The organism is Aeromonas sobria, assembly GCF_000820145.1.
GTDB classification, from domain to species: Bacteria; Pseudomonadota; Gammaproteobacteria; order Enterobacterales; family Aeromonadaceae; genus Aeromonas; species Aeromonas sobria.
In genome coordinates this window covers 264,524-280,851 of sequence record NZ_CDBW01000017.1, presented here as the reverse complement: position 1 = coordinate 280,851, position 16,328 = coordinate 264,524, and the positions used below count along the sequence as shown (strand labels likewise).

15 protein-coding genes are annotated in these 16,328 nt (G+C 58.4%); 3 read left to right on the top strand and 12 right to left on the bottom strand.

The annotated features are described in order from the left end of the window. From ccmA to BN1135_RS09875, 3 genes are all read right to left on the bottom strand, one after another. A complete protein-coding gene (gene ccmA, locus BN1135_RS09885) occupies positions 1-651 on the bottom strand; it encodes a cytochrome c biogenesis heme-transporting ATPase CcmA (RefSeq protein WP_042020688.1) in 651 nt (216 codons plus the stop codon). 395 nt (positions 652-1,046) lie between these two features. Then, positions 1,047-1,628 carry a DUF1349 domain-containing protein gene (locus BN1135_RS09880; RefSeq protein WP_042020686.1) on the bottom strand — a complete coding sequence of 194 codons (582 nt, stop codon included), beginning with the start codon at positions 1,626-1,628 and terminating at the stop codon, positions 1,047-1,049. A gap of 234 nt (positions 1,629-1,862) precedes the next feature. Beyond that, positions 1,863-2,210 carry a YcgJ family protein gene (locus BN1135_RS09875; protein WP_042020684.1) on the bottom strand — a complete coding sequence of 116 codons (348 nt, stop codon included), beginning with the start codon at positions 2,208-2,210 and terminating at the stop codon, positions 1,863-1,865. A 756-nt stretch (positions 2,211-2,966) separates the two neighbouring features. On the opposite strand from BN1135_RS09875, the gene BN1135_RS09870 reads away from it, so the two are divergent. Continuing rightward, the gene (locus tag BN1135_RS09870) at positions 2,967-3,482 is read left to right on the top strand and encodes an REP-associated tyrosine transposase (protein ID WP_042020682.1); all 516 of its coding nucleotides are present in this window, start codon (positions 2,967-2,969) and stop codon (positions 3,480-3,482) included. A gap of 205 nt (positions 3,483-3,687) precedes the next feature. Beyond that, positions 3,688-4,419 carry a type II toxin-antitoxin system death-on-curing family toxin gene (locus BN1135_RS09865; protein ID WP_042020680.1) on the top strand — a complete coding sequence of 244 codons (732 nt, stop codon included), beginning with the start codon at positions 3,688-3,690 and terminating at the stop codon, positions 4,417-4,419. A gap of 64 nt (positions 4,420-4,483) precedes the next feature. Here the strand turns inward: BN1135_RS09865 and thrC are convergent, their stop codons facing one another. The 4 genes from thrC to BN1135_RS09845 all read right to left on the bottom strand — a co-directional run bounded on the left by thrC (position 4,484) and on the right by BN1135_RS09845 (position 10,189). Continuing rightward, a complete protein-coding gene (gene thrC / locus BN1135_RS09860; protein WP_042020679.1) occupies positions 4,484-5,770 on the bottom strand; it encodes a threonine synthase in 1,287 nt (428 codons plus the stop codon). Then, positions 5,767-6,759 carry a homoserine kinase gene (gene thrB / locus BN1135_RS09855; RefSeq protein WP_042020677.1) on the bottom strand — a complete coding sequence of 331 codons (993 nt, stop codon included), beginning with the start codon at positions 6,757-6,759 and terminating at the stop codon, positions 5,767-5,769. The genes thrC and thrB overlap by 4 nt, the downstream gene beginning before the upstream one ends. Before the next feature lie 2 nt (positions 6,760-6,761). Beyond that, positions 6,762-9,221 carry a bifunctional aspartate kinase/homoserine dehydrogenase I gene (gene thrA / locus BN1135_RS09850; RefSeq protein WP_042020675.1) on the bottom strand — a complete coding sequence of 820 codons (2,460 nt, stop codon included), beginning with the start codon at positions 9,219-9,221 and terminating at the stop codon, positions 6,762-6,764. A 263-nt stretch (positions 9,222-9,484) separates the two neighbouring features. After that, positions 9,485-10,189, bottom strand: coding sequence for a tRNA/rRNA methyltransferase (locus BN1135_RS09845; RefSeq protein ID WP_042020674.1), 705 nt, complete (start codon positions 10,187-10,189; stop codon positions 9,485-9,487). Positions 10,190-10,395: 206 nt separating this feature from the next. On the opposite strand from BN1135_RS09845, the gene aceK reads away from it, so the two are divergent. Then, positions 10,396-12,123: a bifunctional isocitrate dehydrogenase kinase/phosphatase gene (aceK, locus tag BN1135_RS09840; RefSeq protein ID WP_042020673.1), complete on the top strand. Its 1,728-nt coding sequence runs from the start codon at positions 10,396-10,398 to the stop codon at positions 12,121-12,123. A gap of 76 nt (positions 12,124-12,199) precedes the next feature. Here aceK and tesB read toward each other — a convergent pair whose 3' ends face one another. From tesB to BN1135_RS09815, 5 genes are all read right to left on the bottom strand, one after another. After that, positions 12,200-13,066 (bottom strand): acyl-CoA thioesterase II, encoded by an 867-nt coding sequence (gene tesB, locus BN1135_RS09835; RefSeq protein WP_042020670.1) that lies wholly within the window; start codon positions 13,064-13,066, stop codon positions 12,200-12,202. 236 nt (positions 13,067-13,302) lie between these two features. Continuing rightward, positions 13,303-14,226: a 23S rRNA pseudouridine(2605) synthase RluB gene (gene rluB / locus BN1135_RS09830; protein ID WP_042020669.1), complete on the bottom strand. Its 924-nt coding sequence runs from the start codon at positions 14,224-14,226 to the stop codon at positions 13,303-13,305. After that, the gene (gene scpB, locus BN1135_RS09825; protein WP_042020667.1) at positions 14,219-14,815 is read right to left on the bottom strand and encodes an SMC-Scp complex subunit ScpB; all 597 of its coding nucleotides are present in this window, start codon (positions 14,813-14,815) and stop codon (positions 14,219-14,221) included. The genes rluB and scpB overlap by 8 nt, the downstream gene beginning before the upstream one ends. Beyond that, positions 14,799-15,710, bottom strand: a complete 912-nt coding sequence (locus BN1135_RS09820; protein WP_042020665.1) for a segregation and condensation protein A — start codon at positions 15,708-15,710, stop codon at positions 14,799-14,801. The genes scpB and BN1135_RS09820 overlap by 17 nt, the downstream gene beginning before the upstream one ends. Then, the gene (locus BN1135_RS09815) at positions 15,703-16,323 is read right to left on the bottom strand and encodes an L-threonylcarbamoyladenylate synthase (protein ID WP_042020663.1); all 621 of its coding nucleotides are present in this window, start codon (positions 16,321-16,323) and stop codon (positions 15,703-15,705) included. Before BN1135_RS09815 ends, BN1135_RS09820 begins: the two co-directional genes overlap by 8 nt. Positions 16,324-16,328: the final 5 nt, after the last annotated feature.

The window sequence follows — 16,328 nt, the reverse complement described above, 5'->3', positions numbered from 1 at the left end:
TTACTCCTGCAACAAGGGCGTCAAGGAGAAGGGGGTCAGCGACAGGGTTTTCAGCCGTCCCTGCATCAGGGTCAGATCCTGATGGGTAGTGAGGATCACCATGCCGCCCCGATCTGCGTGGGCCAAAAACAGCTGTTCCAGCACCTTGACCCCCTGCTTGTCGATGGCGGTAAAGGGTTCATCCAGGATCCAGAGCGCCGGTTTGGCTGACAACCAGAGCCGCGCCAAGGCCACCCGACGTTGCTGACCAGCGGAAAGCTGCCCGGTTGGATGCTCTTCAAAACCGGCGAGCCCAACCCGTGCCAATATCTGCCACAGGTCGGCATCCGCATCTGCAGGATGATGTAACTGCTGGTAGAAGGTCAGGTTTTCAAAGGGCGTCAGGGCCGCTTTGACACCGGGCTGATGGCCCAGATAGAGCAGATCGGCATGATACTCATCACGACAGTGACGAATATTCTCCCCATTCCAGCACACCTCACCAGCAAACGGCTGTGACAGCCCGGTCAACAACCGCAACAGGCTGGTCTTGCCAACCCCGTTGGGCCCTTCAATTTGCACCAGATCGCCGGGTGAAACCGAGAAAGAGAGATGTTCAAACAGAGTGCGATCTTCGCGCACGCAGCTCAGATTGTGAACTTGAAGCAGCATGGGGATAGTTTCAGAGACAATGAAGCGGCCTGCATCTTAACACAGTATTGGGATACGTCTTTTCAAAGATGCAACAATTGAGCGGACTGGCGATCAGGATCACAAACCAAAATGCACCCGCCACCAGCCACTTGAAACAACCAGAAACAGGGCTGCTCCCGCCATGCAGATCCGCCTTTTTGAATCCTCACCCACCATCTTGGTGTGGCGTGGTTGGGGGGATGGGGGGAGTTGGATGGGGAGAGCTGGATGGAGAGAGCTGGACACCCACCTTTTCCTTCTCGCCCAGACGCAGGCAATCAATGCGTCTTGCTCAAAAAGAGGGGTGTCCTGGCTGTTGGCCACTTCATGTTGGCCACTTGATGTTGGCCAGTGTATTGGCAACAAACGCTGGCCTAGCTCAGGTCATGCAGCGCCTTGCCCAGGGGCGGTGTGAGGCGCAGATCCGAGAAGTGCACCGCCAGCCCCTGTCGCTCGGGGGTGCAACACATCACCCCGATAAAGCAGCGCTCGCTGGGCGGGAACGGAGCGAGACGCAGCAGCGGCCACACCTTGCCATCGGTGGAATATTGCAAACGCAGACAATCGGCCAGCCGGGTCAGCCGCAGCCAGAAACGACGCGGATTACCGGTGAAAATGCCGGTGGCCCAGTCAGATCGCGGATTGGTCAGCACGCTGCCGATCATCGGCTGGGCATCGTTGTACTCTATCCCCGCTTTGAGCCAGTGCGCGTCGTCTTGCAGCAGCATCAGCCCCGCCTGATCGTAGAGGGTGGTGAACTCCCCCTCGACGCAGACCTGAAAGGTAAACTCCCCCGCCACCTCGCAACCATAGAGATGCCCGCTGTGGCGCTCGAAGCCATACCAGGTGCTGCGCCAAAAATCGGTCTGCTTGTCCGTCACCACCTGCAAACCGTCGCTGGTCTTGTGCCACTCGGTCGGCTCATTGAGCCAGCGCCACTCTTGCTCTTCCATCATCCTGCTCTGCTCCTTTTTATCCCGAGTTATCCCGCACAACAGCACCTCGCCAACGCCTCGCCCCTCGTCCGGTGACGATGGGTCATGGCTGCGCCTCTGTGGAACCCAAAAAAGGTGTCAATAGTGTCGCTATTGCCACCCTGATACAAGCCTCGCGCGCCAACCCTGCCTCTGGCTTGGCAATCGGGCAACAAAAAGGGGAGCCATGCTCCCCCGTTGCAAACCGTGGCGCCGTTACTTGCTCTTTTTGAACAACATGGCGGTGTATTTGCTCTCTTTGGTGCGTGGAAAGTAACGATCCTTGTAACACTGCTGTTCACTGCTCTCGCAGTGCACACCATTGCTCAAGGTGTAGCTGCCCATATCGACCCCGTCGGTCGAACCGAATATTTTCACCAGTTTGTCTTGCGCCTTGTCGCCCAGATGGACCTGGGTCAACCCCATGGAGATCCCCTGAGTGTCGGCACAAAAACCCGCCTTCTTGTCGCACAACACACCCGACTCGGGGGAGAAAACCGCAGGAGCGGCCTGAGCGGCCCCAGTCAGCAGCAGAGCGACCAGCGCTACAGATACGTTTGTCATTTAGATACCTCAATTAACCCTATAAATCAAAGCCTTAATCTATCACCCCAATCCGATAGCAACCAACTATGCTGCCCCGCAGCCTGCCCTGTGGAATAACCGGCAGAACAGCCATCTGCAGGTACCACCCCGCAAAGCGCCAGCCAACACCACTGCCACTCGTTTATGGCGCTGGCACATAGCGCGCAGATGCTCAGATAACTACGTCACTTTGTGACCGGTGAGGCCAGAAGATCTCATCGCAAGAGCACCGGCAAAACCTATTGAACCAGCGGTGAGATCCACCTTGATGGCCATGGCGCATATTGGACGCTGCTGTCCATAGGCGGTAGCCCGGGTTTTCGTGGGATGACGTAGTGATCAAAAAGGTGGGTGTCCTTTTTTCGCCAACCCCAATCAAATCAAGGGCCATGGGAATCCTGCGCCTTGCCACAGCGATCTATTGAGCCAGCGCATAAAACGTGAATTTTCCGATAGTTACATCACTCTTTGACTGGTGAGCAAAGACTCGATTGGCTTAACATGGCAATCCGGTGCCTACTCATCTGCGATGGGCTGCTGCCCTCGCTGGTCAATGGAGCATATTGGAAGCTGCAATCCACGGGCGGTAGCGTGGGTTTTAAGCAACGATTGATGCCATTCGTAGGTTGGCGCTGAGCGCAGCGAAGCCCAACACGCGTGCCCTCGGTCAGTTGGTGCCCATTCGGTGCAACCGAACAGACCTGATATATCACCCCGACACCAGAAAGGAGAACCATGCTCTATCGCCGAGCAACAAACAGCGGGGCATGTTGGTTCTTCACCGTCAACCTGGCTGACCGACAGCAAGATCTGCTGGTACGTCATATCGACCTGCTGCGCGAAGTGATCCACCACGTCAAACAACAACATCCCTTCGAGATTATTGCCATGGTGGTGATGCCGGATCATCTCCATGTCATCTGGCAACTACCGCCGGATGACAGTGACTATCCCATGCGTTGGTCTCTGATCAAGGCAGGCTTCTCACGAAGGCTCGCCAAAACAGAGCGGATACGGGAGAGCCGACTCAGAAAACGGGAACGCGGTATCTGGCAACGCCGCTATTGGGAACATATGATCCGGGATGACAAGGATCTGCAAGCCCATGTCGATTACATCCACTTCAATCCGGTCAAACATGGTTATTGTGCCAAGCCTGTCGATTGGCCTTACTCCTCCATCCATCGCCATATCGCCGCAGGATGGATTACCCAAGATTGGGCATTCGATCATAATACCGGTCGGGAGTAATAATATTTTCGGTTTGGCATATTTTTGTAGGTTGGCGCTGAGCGCAGCGAAGCCCAACAAATGGGAGAGATGATTCCAAAAAAAATACGATAGAAATCGTTGCAATATAAAATCAGCAACCAAATTTAGCTTTCACGGTAAACGTTGGGCTTCACTTCGTTCAGCACCAACCTACTAGATAACTAGACAGATAGATGAGGACATTATGAATACAAAGCAAGTTATTTTTATGCACAATTACCTGACAAGATATTTTAGCGATAGTGATGATCCAGTCTCGCCACCTGGAATTAAAAATGAACTTTTATTGGATTCTGCAGTGAATAGACCATTTATGAGTGCGGGAGGAGTTGACGCCTACGACAGTATATTTGATAAAGCTGCTGCATTATTTCACTCACTAATAAATAATCATTGTTTTCATAATGGAAATAAGCGTGTAGCTCTACTATCTACTCTTGTATATCTAAGTGAAAATGGTTACTTACTTAACTCCGCCTCTGATGAGGATTTATTTGAATTTACTAGACAAGCTGCTGCACATGAACTATCAGAAGATCGAGTCAATGAGTTGGGCATAATCTCATACTGGCTTATGTGTAATTCAAGACGCCGTAAAAATGGTGAAAACCAACTGAAGTTTTCAGACCTAAAAGAAATATTGATTGGATTTGATTTTGAAGTTTCTGACTGCATGGGAAGAACTCATGATGTAATACAAAATGGTCGTGTAGTAACAACAATTCTGCAGAAAGGAAGCAAAGGGAAGGAAGATTATGACAAACAATATGTATCTAAGCTAAGGAAGAAATTAAAGCTTACAGCTGAATATGGCGTTGATAGTTATGCTTTCTATGGTGATCGAGGCTTTGACCAAACGCTAGGTCGCTTTATGAAGATGCGAGACAAAGTAATGCGTGAGCTAGCAAAAATCTAATGCCATAAAAAATCCCCCGTTACCGGGGGATTTTTATTTCTATCGGTTATCTCAGCTAGGCGGCTTAGTCCACCAAAAACTCCCTTAACTGAGCAAACTCCGCAGGCAAATTAACGGAGAGCAGCGGCAGCTCGGCATGTTTGGCCAGCGGGCCGGGCAGCGGCACATCGAGATTGAGGATCTCGTCTACCGACTCCTTGAACTTGGCGGGATGGGCGGTGCAGAGGAACACCCCCACTTCGTCCTCGGCCAGCTGTTCCCCCAGCAGATCCCAGGCTATGGCGCCGTGGGGCTCACAGAGGTAATCCAGCTGATGCAGGCGTTTGAGGGCATTGCGAGTCTGGGCGTCGCTGCGCATGCCGGAGCCCAAGGTCTCCAGCGCCCAGCGGTTGCGACGACAGAGCTCCTCTACTCGTGGCCAGTTATTGGGGCGGCTGACATCCATGGCATTCGACAGGGTAGCCACTGTCTGATGCGGCTCCCACTGACCGGATTTGAGGTAGCGCGGCACGGTATCGTTGGCGTTGGTGGCGGCGATAAAGCGCTTCACCGGCAGCCCCAGCGCCTTGGCAATGAGTCCTGCGGTGAGGTTGCCAAAGTTGCCGGATGGCACGCTAATAACCGCCTTGGCGCGATCCGCTTTCGGCAACTGGGCCAGCGCCTCGAAGTAGTAGCAAACCTGCGCCAGCAGACGGCTGATATTGATGGAGTTGGCGGAGTTGAGGCCAATCGCCTTTTTCAGCGCCTCGTCATCGAAGGCATCTTTCACCAGCGCCTGACAGGCATCGAAGTCGCCGTCGATGGCGATGGTGCGGATATTGCCGCCGAGGGTGCAGAAGAGCTTCTCCTGCAAGGGGCTGATCTTGCCCTTCGGGTAGAGGATCACCACCTCGATCCCCTCCAGCCCATAGAAGGCGTGGGCCACGGCGGCGCCGGTGTCGCCGGAGGTGGCGGTGAGTATGGTGATCTTGTCGTTGGTTCTAAAGGCCGCGAGGCACTGGGCCATAAAGCGACCGCCGAAATCCTTGAACGCCAGGGTCGGGCCGTGGAACAGTTCGAGGGCATATATCTTGCGATCGGAGCCATCCTTGAGCTTCACCAGCGGCGCCGGGAAGGTGAAGGCGGCGTTGATAAGCTCGCTCACCTTGGCGGCGGGCACTTCGTCCCCCAGCAGGTGGCTGATGATGCGGGCAGAGCGTTCGGCCAGCGGCAGATCGAGCAGGGCATCCACATCGGCCAGCGGCGCAATCACTTCGGGGAAGAAGAGCCCCTGATCGCGACCCAGCCCCTGACGCACCGCCTGCGCGAAGCTCACCTGTTCACTCTTGTCCTTGATATTGTAAAGATTCATAGCTCGCTTCCTGTTACCCGTGCCCCGGCCATGTCCAATTTGCAGACCCGGGCAAATCCATCTTCGTTCTGCACGAAATGTGCTTCCATCCAATCTTTCATCCGCTCGGCCTGCGCCAGATCCTTCATCACCACAAACACGGTGGGACCGGAGCCTGAGATGCCGGTGGCCAGCGCCCCGTTCTGGGCCGCCTGCGCCCGCACCTCAGCAAAGCCTTCAATCAGCGCCGCGCGGTAAGGTTCGGCAATCACGTCTTTCAGAACGCTGGCGGCCAATCCCTCCTGCCCGGTGTAGCTGGCGTGCACAAAGGCAGCCAGCCGACGACCGTAGGTGAGGCAATCCTGACGGCGATATTGGGCCGGCAGGATGGCGCGGGCCGCGGCGGTGGAGACCACGGTACCCGGGTAGCAAACCACCCAGTACCACTGCTCGAACACCGGAATGCCCTGGCTGATAACGCCGTGCTCTTCCAGCACCAGCTGCATGCCACCGAGATAACAGGGGGCCACGTTGTCGTAATGAACGGAGCCGGAGATGCGACCTTCCATCTCCCCCATCAGCAGCAGCATGTCGTGCTCATTGAGCGGCGCGCCATGGAAGGCGTTGAGCCCTTCAAGGGCCGCCACCACGCTACAGGCGCTGGAACCCAGACCCGAGCCGACCGGCAGGTTCTTCTCCAGCACCATTTCAAGTGGCTTGAGTTTAAGGCCGCGCTTCTCCAGCGCCTCGCCATAGGCTACCCAGCAGTCGAACAGGATATTCTTTTTCGGATCATCCGGCAGCTTGTGGGCGTAGCGGCCCACGGATGAGAGCGCAAATGGCACCGCTGTTGCTGGGAGAGGGGCTTTCACCTGCACCCGATCACCGAGCAGAGAGCCATCCACGGGGGCGAGCGCCGCCCCCAGTACATCGAATCCCACGCTCAGGTTAGCGCTGGAGGCGGGAGCGTAGGCAACGACGCTGCCGCCCTGGTACATGTCTGAACTCATGCTTACAACTCCTGCTTCCAGTTCTGGGTGCGCAGCACGTCGGCAAAGACGCCAGCGGCTGTCACTTCGGTACCGGCGCCATAGCCGCGCAGCACCAGCGGGATCGGCTGGTAGTAGGTGGAGAAGAAGGCGAGCGCGTTCTCCCCGTCTTTGACCTTGAACAGCGGCTCGTCGCCACCGACCGCCTTGATGGCGACCTTGCACTTGCCACCCTCGATGGAGCCCACATAGCGCAGCACCTTGCCCTGAGCTTGCGCCGCGGCGAACTGGTCGCGGAACCAGCCGTCCGCTTCGGGCAGACGGGCCATAAAGGCTTCTACATCGCCGCTGGCGTCAAAGCCCGGCGGCAGCGCCTGCTCCACTTCGACATCGGAGAGTTCCAGCGCCATGCCGGCCTCACGGGCCAGGATCAGCAGCTTGCGCGCCACATCCATGCCGTTGAGATCGTCGCGGGGATCCGGCTCGGTAAAGCCGTTGCCACGAGCAATCTTGGTGGCTTCAGAGAAGGCCATCCCTTCGTCCAGCTTGCCGAAGATAAAGGAGAGCGAACCCGACAGGATGCCGTCGAAGGCACGCAGCTTGTCACCGGCCTTGATGAGGTTTTGCAGGTTCTCGATAACCGGCAGGCCCGCGCCGACGTTGGTTTCATACAGGAACTTGCGACGGGTCTGGCGAGCGGTGCGGCGCAGCGCCTTGTAGTAATCGAGCGAGCCGGTGTTGGCCTTCTTGTTCGGGGTGACCACATGGAAACCGGCGGCCAGGAAGTCGGCATACTGGACGGCAACTGCCTCGGAGGAGGTGCAGTCAACGATCACCGGGTTGATGATGTGGCTATCCTCCACCAGCTTTTTCACCCCTTCCAGCGAGAAGCTGTCACGGGATTCCACCAGCTGTTCGCGCCAGTTGGCGAGGTTCAGGCCATCCTTGTTGACCGCCATCTGGCGGCTGTTGGCGATGCCCACCACCCGCAGACCAGTGCCCTGCTCGGCCAGTACCGGTTGCTGGCGGGCGATCTGATCCACCAGCGCGGCGCCGACGCCACCGACCCCGACCACAAAGAGATCGATAAACTGCTGGCTGCCAAAGAAGTTCTGGTGACACGCCTTGATGGCTTCCGCCACCTTGCGATCCCGCACTACCGCCGAGATGGAGCGCTCGCTGGAGCCTTGGGCGATGGCGACGATATTGATGGAGGCTTGCGCCAGCGAAGTGAAGAAGCGGGCCGCCATCCCTTTGCTGGTGCGCATGCCGTCACCGATGAGGGAGATGATCGCCAGATCGCTGATGATATCCAGCGGCTCCAGCAGCTGGTTTTTGAATTCGAGCTCGAACTCGCGCTCCAGCACCTTGCGGGTCTTGTCCTGGTCGTAGCTGTGGATACAGAAGCTGACGCTGTATTCGGAGGATGACTGGGTGATCAGCACGATGCTGACCCCGGCGCGGGAGACGGCGGAGAAGATGCGACCGGCCATGCCGACCATCCCCTTCATGCCGGGGCCGGAGACGTTGAACATACACATGCCGGACAAGTCGGAGATGGCCTTCACTTTCAGGTCATCATCGCCGCTCTCGGGGCCAATCAGAGTGCCCGCCCCTTGCGGGTTGAAGCTGTTCTTGATGAGGCAGGGAATATGGAACTGGGCCACCGGCGCGATGGTTTTCGGGTGCAGCACCTTGGCGCCGAAGTAGGAGAGCTCCATCGCCTCCTTGTAGGAGAGAGTTTTCAGCAGATAGGCATCCGGCACCAGACGGGGGTCGCAGCTGTAGCAGCCCTCGACGTCAGTCCAGATCTCGCAGCACTCGGCATCGACACAGGCAGCCAGCACGGCGGCGGAGTAGTCGGAACCGTTGCGGCCCAGCAGCACGGTTTCGCCCTTGTCGCTGCCGCCGGTAAAGCCCGGCATCAAGTAAAGGCAGTCGCTGCGTAATCCCTTGGCGGCAAAGCGCAGGCGGGAGGCTTCGATATCGACGTGTGCCTCCAGATAGCCGCCATCGGTGGCCAGCAGCTCTTCCGGCACGATCAGAGCCACTTCCAGACCGCGCACCCGCAGCAACTCGTGCATAAAGGCGATGGAGAGGTTCTCGCCACGGCTCAGAATGCGCGCCTGCACGTTGTCCGGGCAGAGGCCCAGCAGACGAATGCCCTGCATCAGCCGCTCCACCTGATCCAGCTCGGCGGTGAGACGGGACAGCAGCGCCTTGTCATCGAGCGCCGGATAGGCCGCCTTCAATCCGGCCAGCAGGCGGGAGAAGATGCCGTTCACTTCAAACAGGGTGGAACTGGCATCCATGCCGCGACTGGTCTGTTCCACCAGCGCCACCAGATGATTGGTCACCTTGGCAGGAGCAGACAGCACCAGGGCTACCTGAGATTGGCCGTGGGTGTTGACCGCGATATCGGCCACCCGTAAAAAACGCTCTGCATCGGCCAGTGAAGACCCGCCAAATTTCAACACTCTCATCGCTTTCTCTCCCTGTAAATCTATGAAATTCAATCTAAAAACCAATCCAACAAAAAGGCCCGTACTGGGTGGGTACGGGCCTTTTTTGATTTCTGTGCTTGTTCGTCAGCGCATCAACCGGCCCCAGTGCCACCTGTGGTGGTACCGGTAATAATGGTGGTGGTGATGATGTTGGTGAATAGCTGCATGACGAACACTCGTGAACGAAACTGGCTTTTAGCAATACCGCGGCGGGCGATGGGCTGTCAACTTAAACCTCTTCTCTACTTGCGCCCAAAGCGGCGCGCAAGGTCTTTGCAGAGCAGGTGGAGCATGTTCAAATCCCGCTGCGGCAGCATGGGCACCCGGTCCATCACCCATTGATGCAGTTTTTCATCCTGCGAAACTCCGAGTTCACCAAGCAATTCTGCTGTTTTGCTTTTCAGCACCCGAACCTGCCCGGCATTATCAAAATTTTCTGCTACCACAGCGGCGCTGTCGGCATTGAGCTCATCCACCAGCTGACTCATCTCGTAGGCGTAGAGCATGATCGCCTGCCCCAGATTGAGCGACGGGTAGCTCACCTTGAGGGGCAGATAGCTGATGAGATCGACCTCGGCCAGCTGCTCGTTGGAGAGCCCCGACTCCTCGCAACCAAAGACGATGGCCACCTTGCCAAGGGATGGCTTGGCGCGGATCTGCTCGCGGATCTCCCTGGGGGTGAGGTAGTGCTGGTAGCGACCGCGTTCACGGGCGGTGGTGGCGATCACCAGATCCATGTCCGCCAGCGCCTCGGGCAGGGTGTCAAAAGCCTCGGCCTGGGTCAGGATCTCCTGGGCACCGTGGGCCACCCAGCTCGCCTCCTCCTCTTCGTGTACCCGGCTCGCCACCAGTCGCATGGCATCGAATCCCATGGTTTTCATGGCGCGGGCAGCAGCCCCCACATTCGCAGGACGGGCAGGTGCCACCAGGACAAAATAGAGCTTCATCGGGTTTCCTCACAGGCCGGACGGCCTCTCAAACAGACAGCAAACAGTCGCTAAACCATCAGCAAAACAGGGGCGCAATTTACCGTTTATCCCCGAAAATTGCCACTTGAACAGACGTTTGAATGTTGCGATAGTGGCCAGACGTGTGAACAAATTACACGCAATCCTTCGCGCTATCGGCCCGACAGATCACAAGGAAGAGAGAGATGCAGCAGCCATTGGAACAGGCCGTCGCCGAGACTATCTTGCAACGCTTCGAGTCGTTTTACAGCCGGTTTCTCGAGATAACCCAGGGCAGCAAGAGCCGCTTCGAGAACAGTGACTGGCTGGGAGTACAGCTCGCGGGACGGGAGCGTATTCGCCTCTATGACCACCATGTGGGGGCCACCGCCAGCTCCATCCGCCAGATGATGGGGGAGCACCACGCCACCCAGGAGCTGCTCAAGCGGGTCAAAAGCGCCTTCAGCGATCTGCTGCCCCGCTGTGACAACTTCGAGGTGGCAGAGTCCTTCTTCAACTCCGTCTATCGCCGGATCTTCCGCCATCGCAATATTCGCGATGAGAACCTCTATATCCACCCCTTTGTCAGCCGTGGCGAAAAACCTGACTTGAGCGCATTGCTGCGCATCTATCGCACCGATCTGGCCCACCTGCCGCAGACCTTGAGCCAGCTACTTGGCGATTACAGCTTCACCCTCCCCTACGAGGACAAGCAGCGGGATATTGTCGACATCCACCGCCATCTTGCCGAAAACGGCCCACAAATCCTCCATGACGAGCCGTTTGCCATCGAGCTGCTCAAAGAGGTGTTCTACCGCAACAAGGGGGCCTATCTGGTGGGGCTGATCCGGGCCCGGGATCAGGTGTTCCCCTTTATCCTGCCCCTGCTCAGCACCGGCCACAGCATCTACGTGGACACCGTCATCTTCGAGCCGGATCTCGCCTCCATCGTGTTTGGCTTCGCCCGCGCCTACTTCATGGTCTATGCCCGTGAACCGGCGCTGTTTGTCGCCTTCCTGCGGCAAATCATGCCCCACAAGCCCGATTACGAGATCTACAACGCCATCGGCTGCCAGAAGCATGGCAAGACCGAGCTCTATCGCCACTACCGCCACCATCTGGCCCAGAGTCGGGATCAGTTCATCATCGCCCCCGGCATCAAGGGGATGGTGATGAGCGTGTTCACCCTCCCCTCCTACGATGTGGTGTTCAAGGTGATCAAGGACGAGTTCACCCCCCCCAAGGATGTGAGCCACGAGCAGGTGAAGGCGAAGTATCGGCTGGTTAAACAGCACGATCGGGTTGGCCGGATGGCCGATACCCAGGAGTTCACCAACTTCGAGTTTCCGCTGGATCGCATCTCGCCTGAGCTGCTGGCCGAACTCAAGACGGTGGCGCCGTCGGCGCTCACCATCAGCGACGACAAGCTGGTGATCAAGCACCTCTACACCGAGCGCAAGATGATCCCCCTCAACCTCTATCTGGACAAGGCGGACGAGCAGCAGACCCGGCTCGCGCTGGAGGAGTACGGTAACGCAATCAAGCAGCTGGCGGCGGCCAACATCTTCCCGGGGGACATGCTGTTCAAGAACTTTGGCGTCACCCGTCACGGCCGGGTGGTGTTCTACGACTACGACGAGATCTGCTACATGACGGAGTGCAACTTCCGCCAGATCCCGCCGCCGCGCTACCCCGAGGATGAGCTGTGCGCCGAGCCCTGGTACTCGGTGGCCCCCAACGACATCTTCCCCGAGGAGTTCGCCACCTTCCTGCTGCAAAAGCCACTGGTGCGGGAGATCATGTTGCAACTGCACAAGGAGATGTTCGACGCCAACTACTGGAAGATGCTGCAGAGCAACATCAAGGTGGGGGTGTTCGAGGATGTCTATCCCTACCGGCGCAAGAAGCGCTTCAAGTACCAACGCGGCGGCTGACCGGCTCGCCAACGCGAATGGCAGAAATGAAAACGGGGTGGCCCAAGCCACCCCGTTTTGCTAACCACTGCGCGACTTAACTACCGCGACGGCGGATCACCCCTTCTTGCATTGTGCTCGCCACCAGCATGCCGTCACGGGTAAAGAACTGGCCGCGCACCAGACCGCGACCGCCGCTGGCGCTCGGGCTGTCTACCACGTAGAGCAGCCAGTCGTCGAAGCGGAAATCCCGGTGGAACCACATGGAGTGATCGATGGTCGCCACCTGCATCCCCGGCTCCCAGTACGACACCCCGTGGGGCTGCAGGGAAGTGAGCAGGAAGTTGAAGTCGGAGGCGTAGGCCAGCAGGTATTTGTGGATCCGCAGATCGTCAGGCATCTGGCCGTTGGCCTTAAACCAGACGTGGCGCACCGGATCCTGCACCGTCGGGCGAATAGGGTCGACCAGCGTCACCGGGCGCATCTCGATGGGCTGCTCGCAGAGGATCTTGTCCCGCAGGGAGGCCGGGATCAGATTCTCGTAGGGGCGCACCAGCTCCAGCTCGCTCTTGAGCTCCTCCGGCGGGGTGATGCCGGTGGGCATCTGCGCCTGATGCTCGAAGCCATCGGCCGGCACCTGAAACGAGGCGTTGAGATAGAAGATCGGCTTGCCGCCCTGAATCGCCTTGACCCGGCGGGTGGAGACGGTCTGGCCGTCGCGGATATTCTCCACGTCATAGACGATGGGGCGGGTCACATCCCCCGGACGCAGGAAGTAGGAGTGAAAACTGTGAACCTGACGACCACTCTCGACCGTCTGCTTGGCGGCTGACAAGGCCTGCCCCATTACCTGTCCGCCAAACACGGCCCGCAGACCGAGATCCTGGCTCTGGCCCCGAAACAGGCCCTCCTCGATTTTTTCAAGCGCCAGCAACGCCAGCAACTCATCAAGTACCTTACTCATCGTTCACTCCTCTATCAGAGCCGCACAGGCTAGCAAGCCAGCTCGGGCAGGGCAACCACGGCGGCGCGTCTGCGGACGAAGAAGTGACATAAAGGCCACACCCCCCTTCCCGACGCACTTGCAAGAGACCGGGTCGTCGTCACAGCTAAAAAAAAGGCCCGCACCATAAGGTGCGGGCCTTTTGCTTGGCCGACTGCGCGCTCTTTGTCAGCGCGCAGTTCGCAACGCGTTGCAGCTTACTTGCTGCCGGTACCCGAGTTGCGGGTAGAGGCTTGCGGCTTGCGACGGGCGGTGGTGCTGCGGGCGCGCGGCTCCATGCCTTGCATATCCTTGTGACGCTTGACGGCGCGGCGGATCTGGGCGGCCTGCTTGTGACGGCTGGTTTTGCCATCTTGTTGCAGGTCAACCTTGGATTCGGTCTCCGGCTGCAGATGCACCAGACCACGCAGGTAGTTCACTTCCGGCAGTTTCAGCTCCTGCCAGCCACCACGGGGGATGCCACGATCCAGGGTCACGTCACCGTAACGGATCCGCATCAGGCGGCTCACCTGCACTTCCTGTGATTCCCACAGACGGCGCACTTCACGGTTGCGACCTTCGGTCAGGGTGACGTTGAACCACTGGTTCAGACCTTCGCCGCCAGCCGGTTTGATCTTGTTGAACTTGGCGGTGCCATCTTCCAGCTGCACGCCCTTGCGCAGGCGCTGCAGCATGGCTTCGGTGATCTCGCCAAACACACGTACCGCGTATTCACGCTCTACCTGGTGGCTCGGGTGCATCAGGCGGTTGGCCAGCTCACCGTCGGTGGTGAACAGCAACAGACCGGAGGTGTTGACGTCAAGGCGGCCAACCGCAATCCAGCGGGCACCTTCCATCTTGGGCAGACGATCAAACACGGTGGGACGACCTTCCGGATCGTGACGGGTACACATCTCCCCTTCCGGCTTGTGATAAGCCAGCACGCGGCAGATGACCTCTTCCGCGGCACGGGTCTTGATCTGGTGACCATCTACCCGGATCACGGCGTTCACTTCGACGCGATCCCCCAGTGTGGCGACCTTGCCATCCACACTGACCCGACCTGCGGTGATCAGGGCCTCCATCTCACGACGGGAGCCGTGACCCGCGCGGGCCAACACTTTTTGCAGTTTTTCACTCATCGGGGTTACCTGATTGTTGATCGCTGCCACCCTCCGCCATTGGCATGGGGGGCAACGGGGGTTGCAGATCCGGATCCAGCTCGGGGAGCTGCTCCAGACTCTGCAGATTAAAATAATCCAGAAACTCTCTGGTGGTGGCGAGCAGCTCGGGGCGGCCTGCTACCTCTTTGTGGCCGATGCTGCGCACCCAACCACGCTCTTTCAAGGTATTCACTATCTGGCTCGACACCGCCACCCCTCGGATCGCTTCGATCTCGGCACGGGTGATGGGCTGGCGATAGGCGATCAGCGTCAGCGTCTCCATCACGGCGCGGGAATAGCGGGGCGCCCGCTCGCTCCAGAGCCTTGATAGCTCCTCGGCATACTCCTGACGCGCCTGAAAACGCCAACCGGAGGCGACCTCTTTGAGCTCGACCCCCCGCGTACTGTAATCTTGCCTGATCTCGGCCAACAACAACTGAACATAGCGGCTGGTCACCGGATAATCGGCCAGCACGCTGCTTTTCAGCTCGCTGACGTTGAGCGGGCGACCGGCCACGAACAGTGCCGCTTCGATCAAGGTCTTGAGCCGTTCAGTGGGCAGCGCCATGGTTGCCCTCCTCACTCTGGCTGGCCAATGCAAAATAGATTTGGCCCAACGGTTGGGCTTGCAGGACCCAGATCAGCTGTTCCTTGCACAGCTCCAGCAGGGCCAAAAACGTCACCAGTACCCCCATGCGCCCCTCTTCGGCACGCAGCACCTGTTCTAGCCGCAAGGTCTGGCCCAACGAGAGCATGGCGAGGATCTCCGCCATGCGCACCCGGGTCGGGATCTGTTCGCGGCGGATCTGGTGATGTTCGAAATGAGTCGCGCGTTTTACCACACTTTGCATATAAAGAGCGAGCTCAACCAGCGAAACATCGGGGGCCAGTGGTTTGAGAGTGCCAAAATCGGGGGGCAAGGCGGTGGCGACAAAAATCTCCCGCTCCACCCGTGGCAGCTCATTGAGCCGCTCGCCCCCCACTTTGAACCGCTCGTACTCCTGCAGGCGACGAATAAGGGTAACCCGCGGGTCTTCCCCCTCCTCCTCATCTTCCAGCTCCGGCGCTTTGGGCAGCAGCAAACGGGATTTGATCTCCGCGAGCCAAGCCGCCATCAGCAGATACTCTGCCGCCAGCTCAAGGTTGAGCCCCTGCATCAGCTCCACATACTCCATGTACTGGGCGGTGATCTGCAGGATCGGCAGGTTGAGGATATCAAGCTGCTGACGCCGGATGAGGTAGAGCAGCAGATCGAGCGGCCCCTCGAAGGTATCGAGGAACACCTCAAGCGCATCGGGCGGGATGAACAAGTCCTGGGGCAGCTCGTGATAGGGCTGCCCCAGTACCCGCGCGATGGGGGATGGGATGGCTTGGGGGAGAACGGACTCCCCCGCTGTCTCCGCGATATGTGCGCCCGCCTGGGGCGTGACCGTCACGGAGACAGGATCGGCAGACTCACTCAAACGGGGTCGGATCCCCGGCACCGCGACGACGCAGCACCGGCTCGTCGTCAGAGAAATCCACCACTGTGGTGGGCTGCTCGCCCAGATAACCGCCGTTGACCACCAGATCGATCTGCTTGCCCAGCTTGTCGAAGATCTCTTCCGGATCGAACTCGGCCATCTCGGAGTCCGGCAGGATCAGGGTAGTGGAGAGCAGCGGCTCGCCGAGCGCCTCCAGCAGTGCCTGGGCAATCAGGTTATCCGGCACCCGAATACCAATGGTCTTCTTCTTCTCGTTCATCAAGCGACGTGGCACCTCTTTGGTCGCCTTGAAGATGAAGGTGTAGGCGCCCGGGGTGTTGTTCTTGATCAGGCGAAACGCGCCGTTGTCCACCTTGGCGTAGGTGGCGATCTCGGAGAGATCACGGCACACCAGAGTGAAGTCGTGGTTGGCATCGAGGCGACGGATGCGGCAGATGCGCTCCAGCGCCCCCTTGTCACCCATCTGACAACCCAGCGCATAGCCGGAATCGGTCGGATAGACGATGACGCCGCCGTTCTGGATGATCTGTACCGCCTGACTGATCAGACGGGCCTGAGGATTTTCCGGATGTACGTAAAAATGCTGACTCATAGCTT

Bases quoted from the DNA above. Each gene is read 5' to 3' on its own strand.
- ccmA (WP_042020688.1), bottom strand. From the start codon at position 651: ATGCTGCTTCAAGTTCACAATCTGAGCTGCGTGCGCGAAGATCGCACT.
- BN1135_RS09880 (WP_042020686.1), bottom strand. From the start codon at position 1,628: ATGATGGAAGAGCAAGAGTGGCGCTGGCTCAATGAGCCGACCGAGTGG.
- BN1135_RS09875 (WP_042020684.1), bottom strand. From the start codon at position 2,210: ATGACAAACGTATCTGTAGCGCTGGTCGCTCTGCTGCTGACTGGGGCC.
- BN1135_RS09870 (WP_042020682.1), top strand. From the start codon at position 2,967: ATGCTCTATCGCCGAGCAACAAACAGCGGGGCATGTTGGTTCTTCACC.
- BN1135_RS09865 (WP_042020680.1), top strand. From the start codon at position 3,688: ATGAATACAAAGCAAGTTATTTTTATGCACAATTACCTGACAAGATAT.
- thrC (WP_042020679.1), bottom strand. From the start codon at position 5,770: ATGAATCTTTACAATATCAAGGACAAGAGTGAACAGGTGAGCTTCGCG.
- thrB (WP_042020677.1), bottom strand. From the start codon at position 6,759: ATGAGTTCAGACATGTACCAGGGCGGCAGCGTCGTTGCCTACGCTCCC.
- thrA (WP_042020675.1), bottom strand. From the start codon at position 9,221: ATGAGAGTGTTGAAATTTGGCGGGTCTTCACTGGCCGATGCAGAGCGT.
- BN1135_RS09845 (WP_042020674.1), bottom strand. From the start codon at position 10,189: ATGAAGCTCTATTTTGTCCTGGTGGCACCTGCCCGTCCTGCGAATGTG.
- aceK (WP_042020673.1), top strand. From the start codon at position 10,396: ATGCAGCAGCCATTGGAACAGGCCGTCGCCGAGACTATCTTGCAACGC.
- tesB (WP_042020670.1), bottom strand. From the start codon at position 13,066: ATGAGTAAGGTACTTGATGAGTTGCTGGCGTTGCTGGCGCTTGAAAAA.
- rluB (WP_042020669.1), bottom strand. From the start codon at position 14,226: ATGAGTGAAAAACTGCAAAAAGTGTTGGCCCGCGCGGGTCACGGCTCC.
- scpB (WP_042020667.1), bottom strand. From the start codon at position 14,815: ATGGCGCTGCCCACTGAACGGCTCAAGACCTTGATCGAAGCGGCACTG.
- BN1135_RS09815 (WP_042020663.1), bottom strand. From the start codon at position 16,323: ATGAGTCAGCATTTTTACGTACATCCGGAAAATCCTCAGGCCCGTCTG.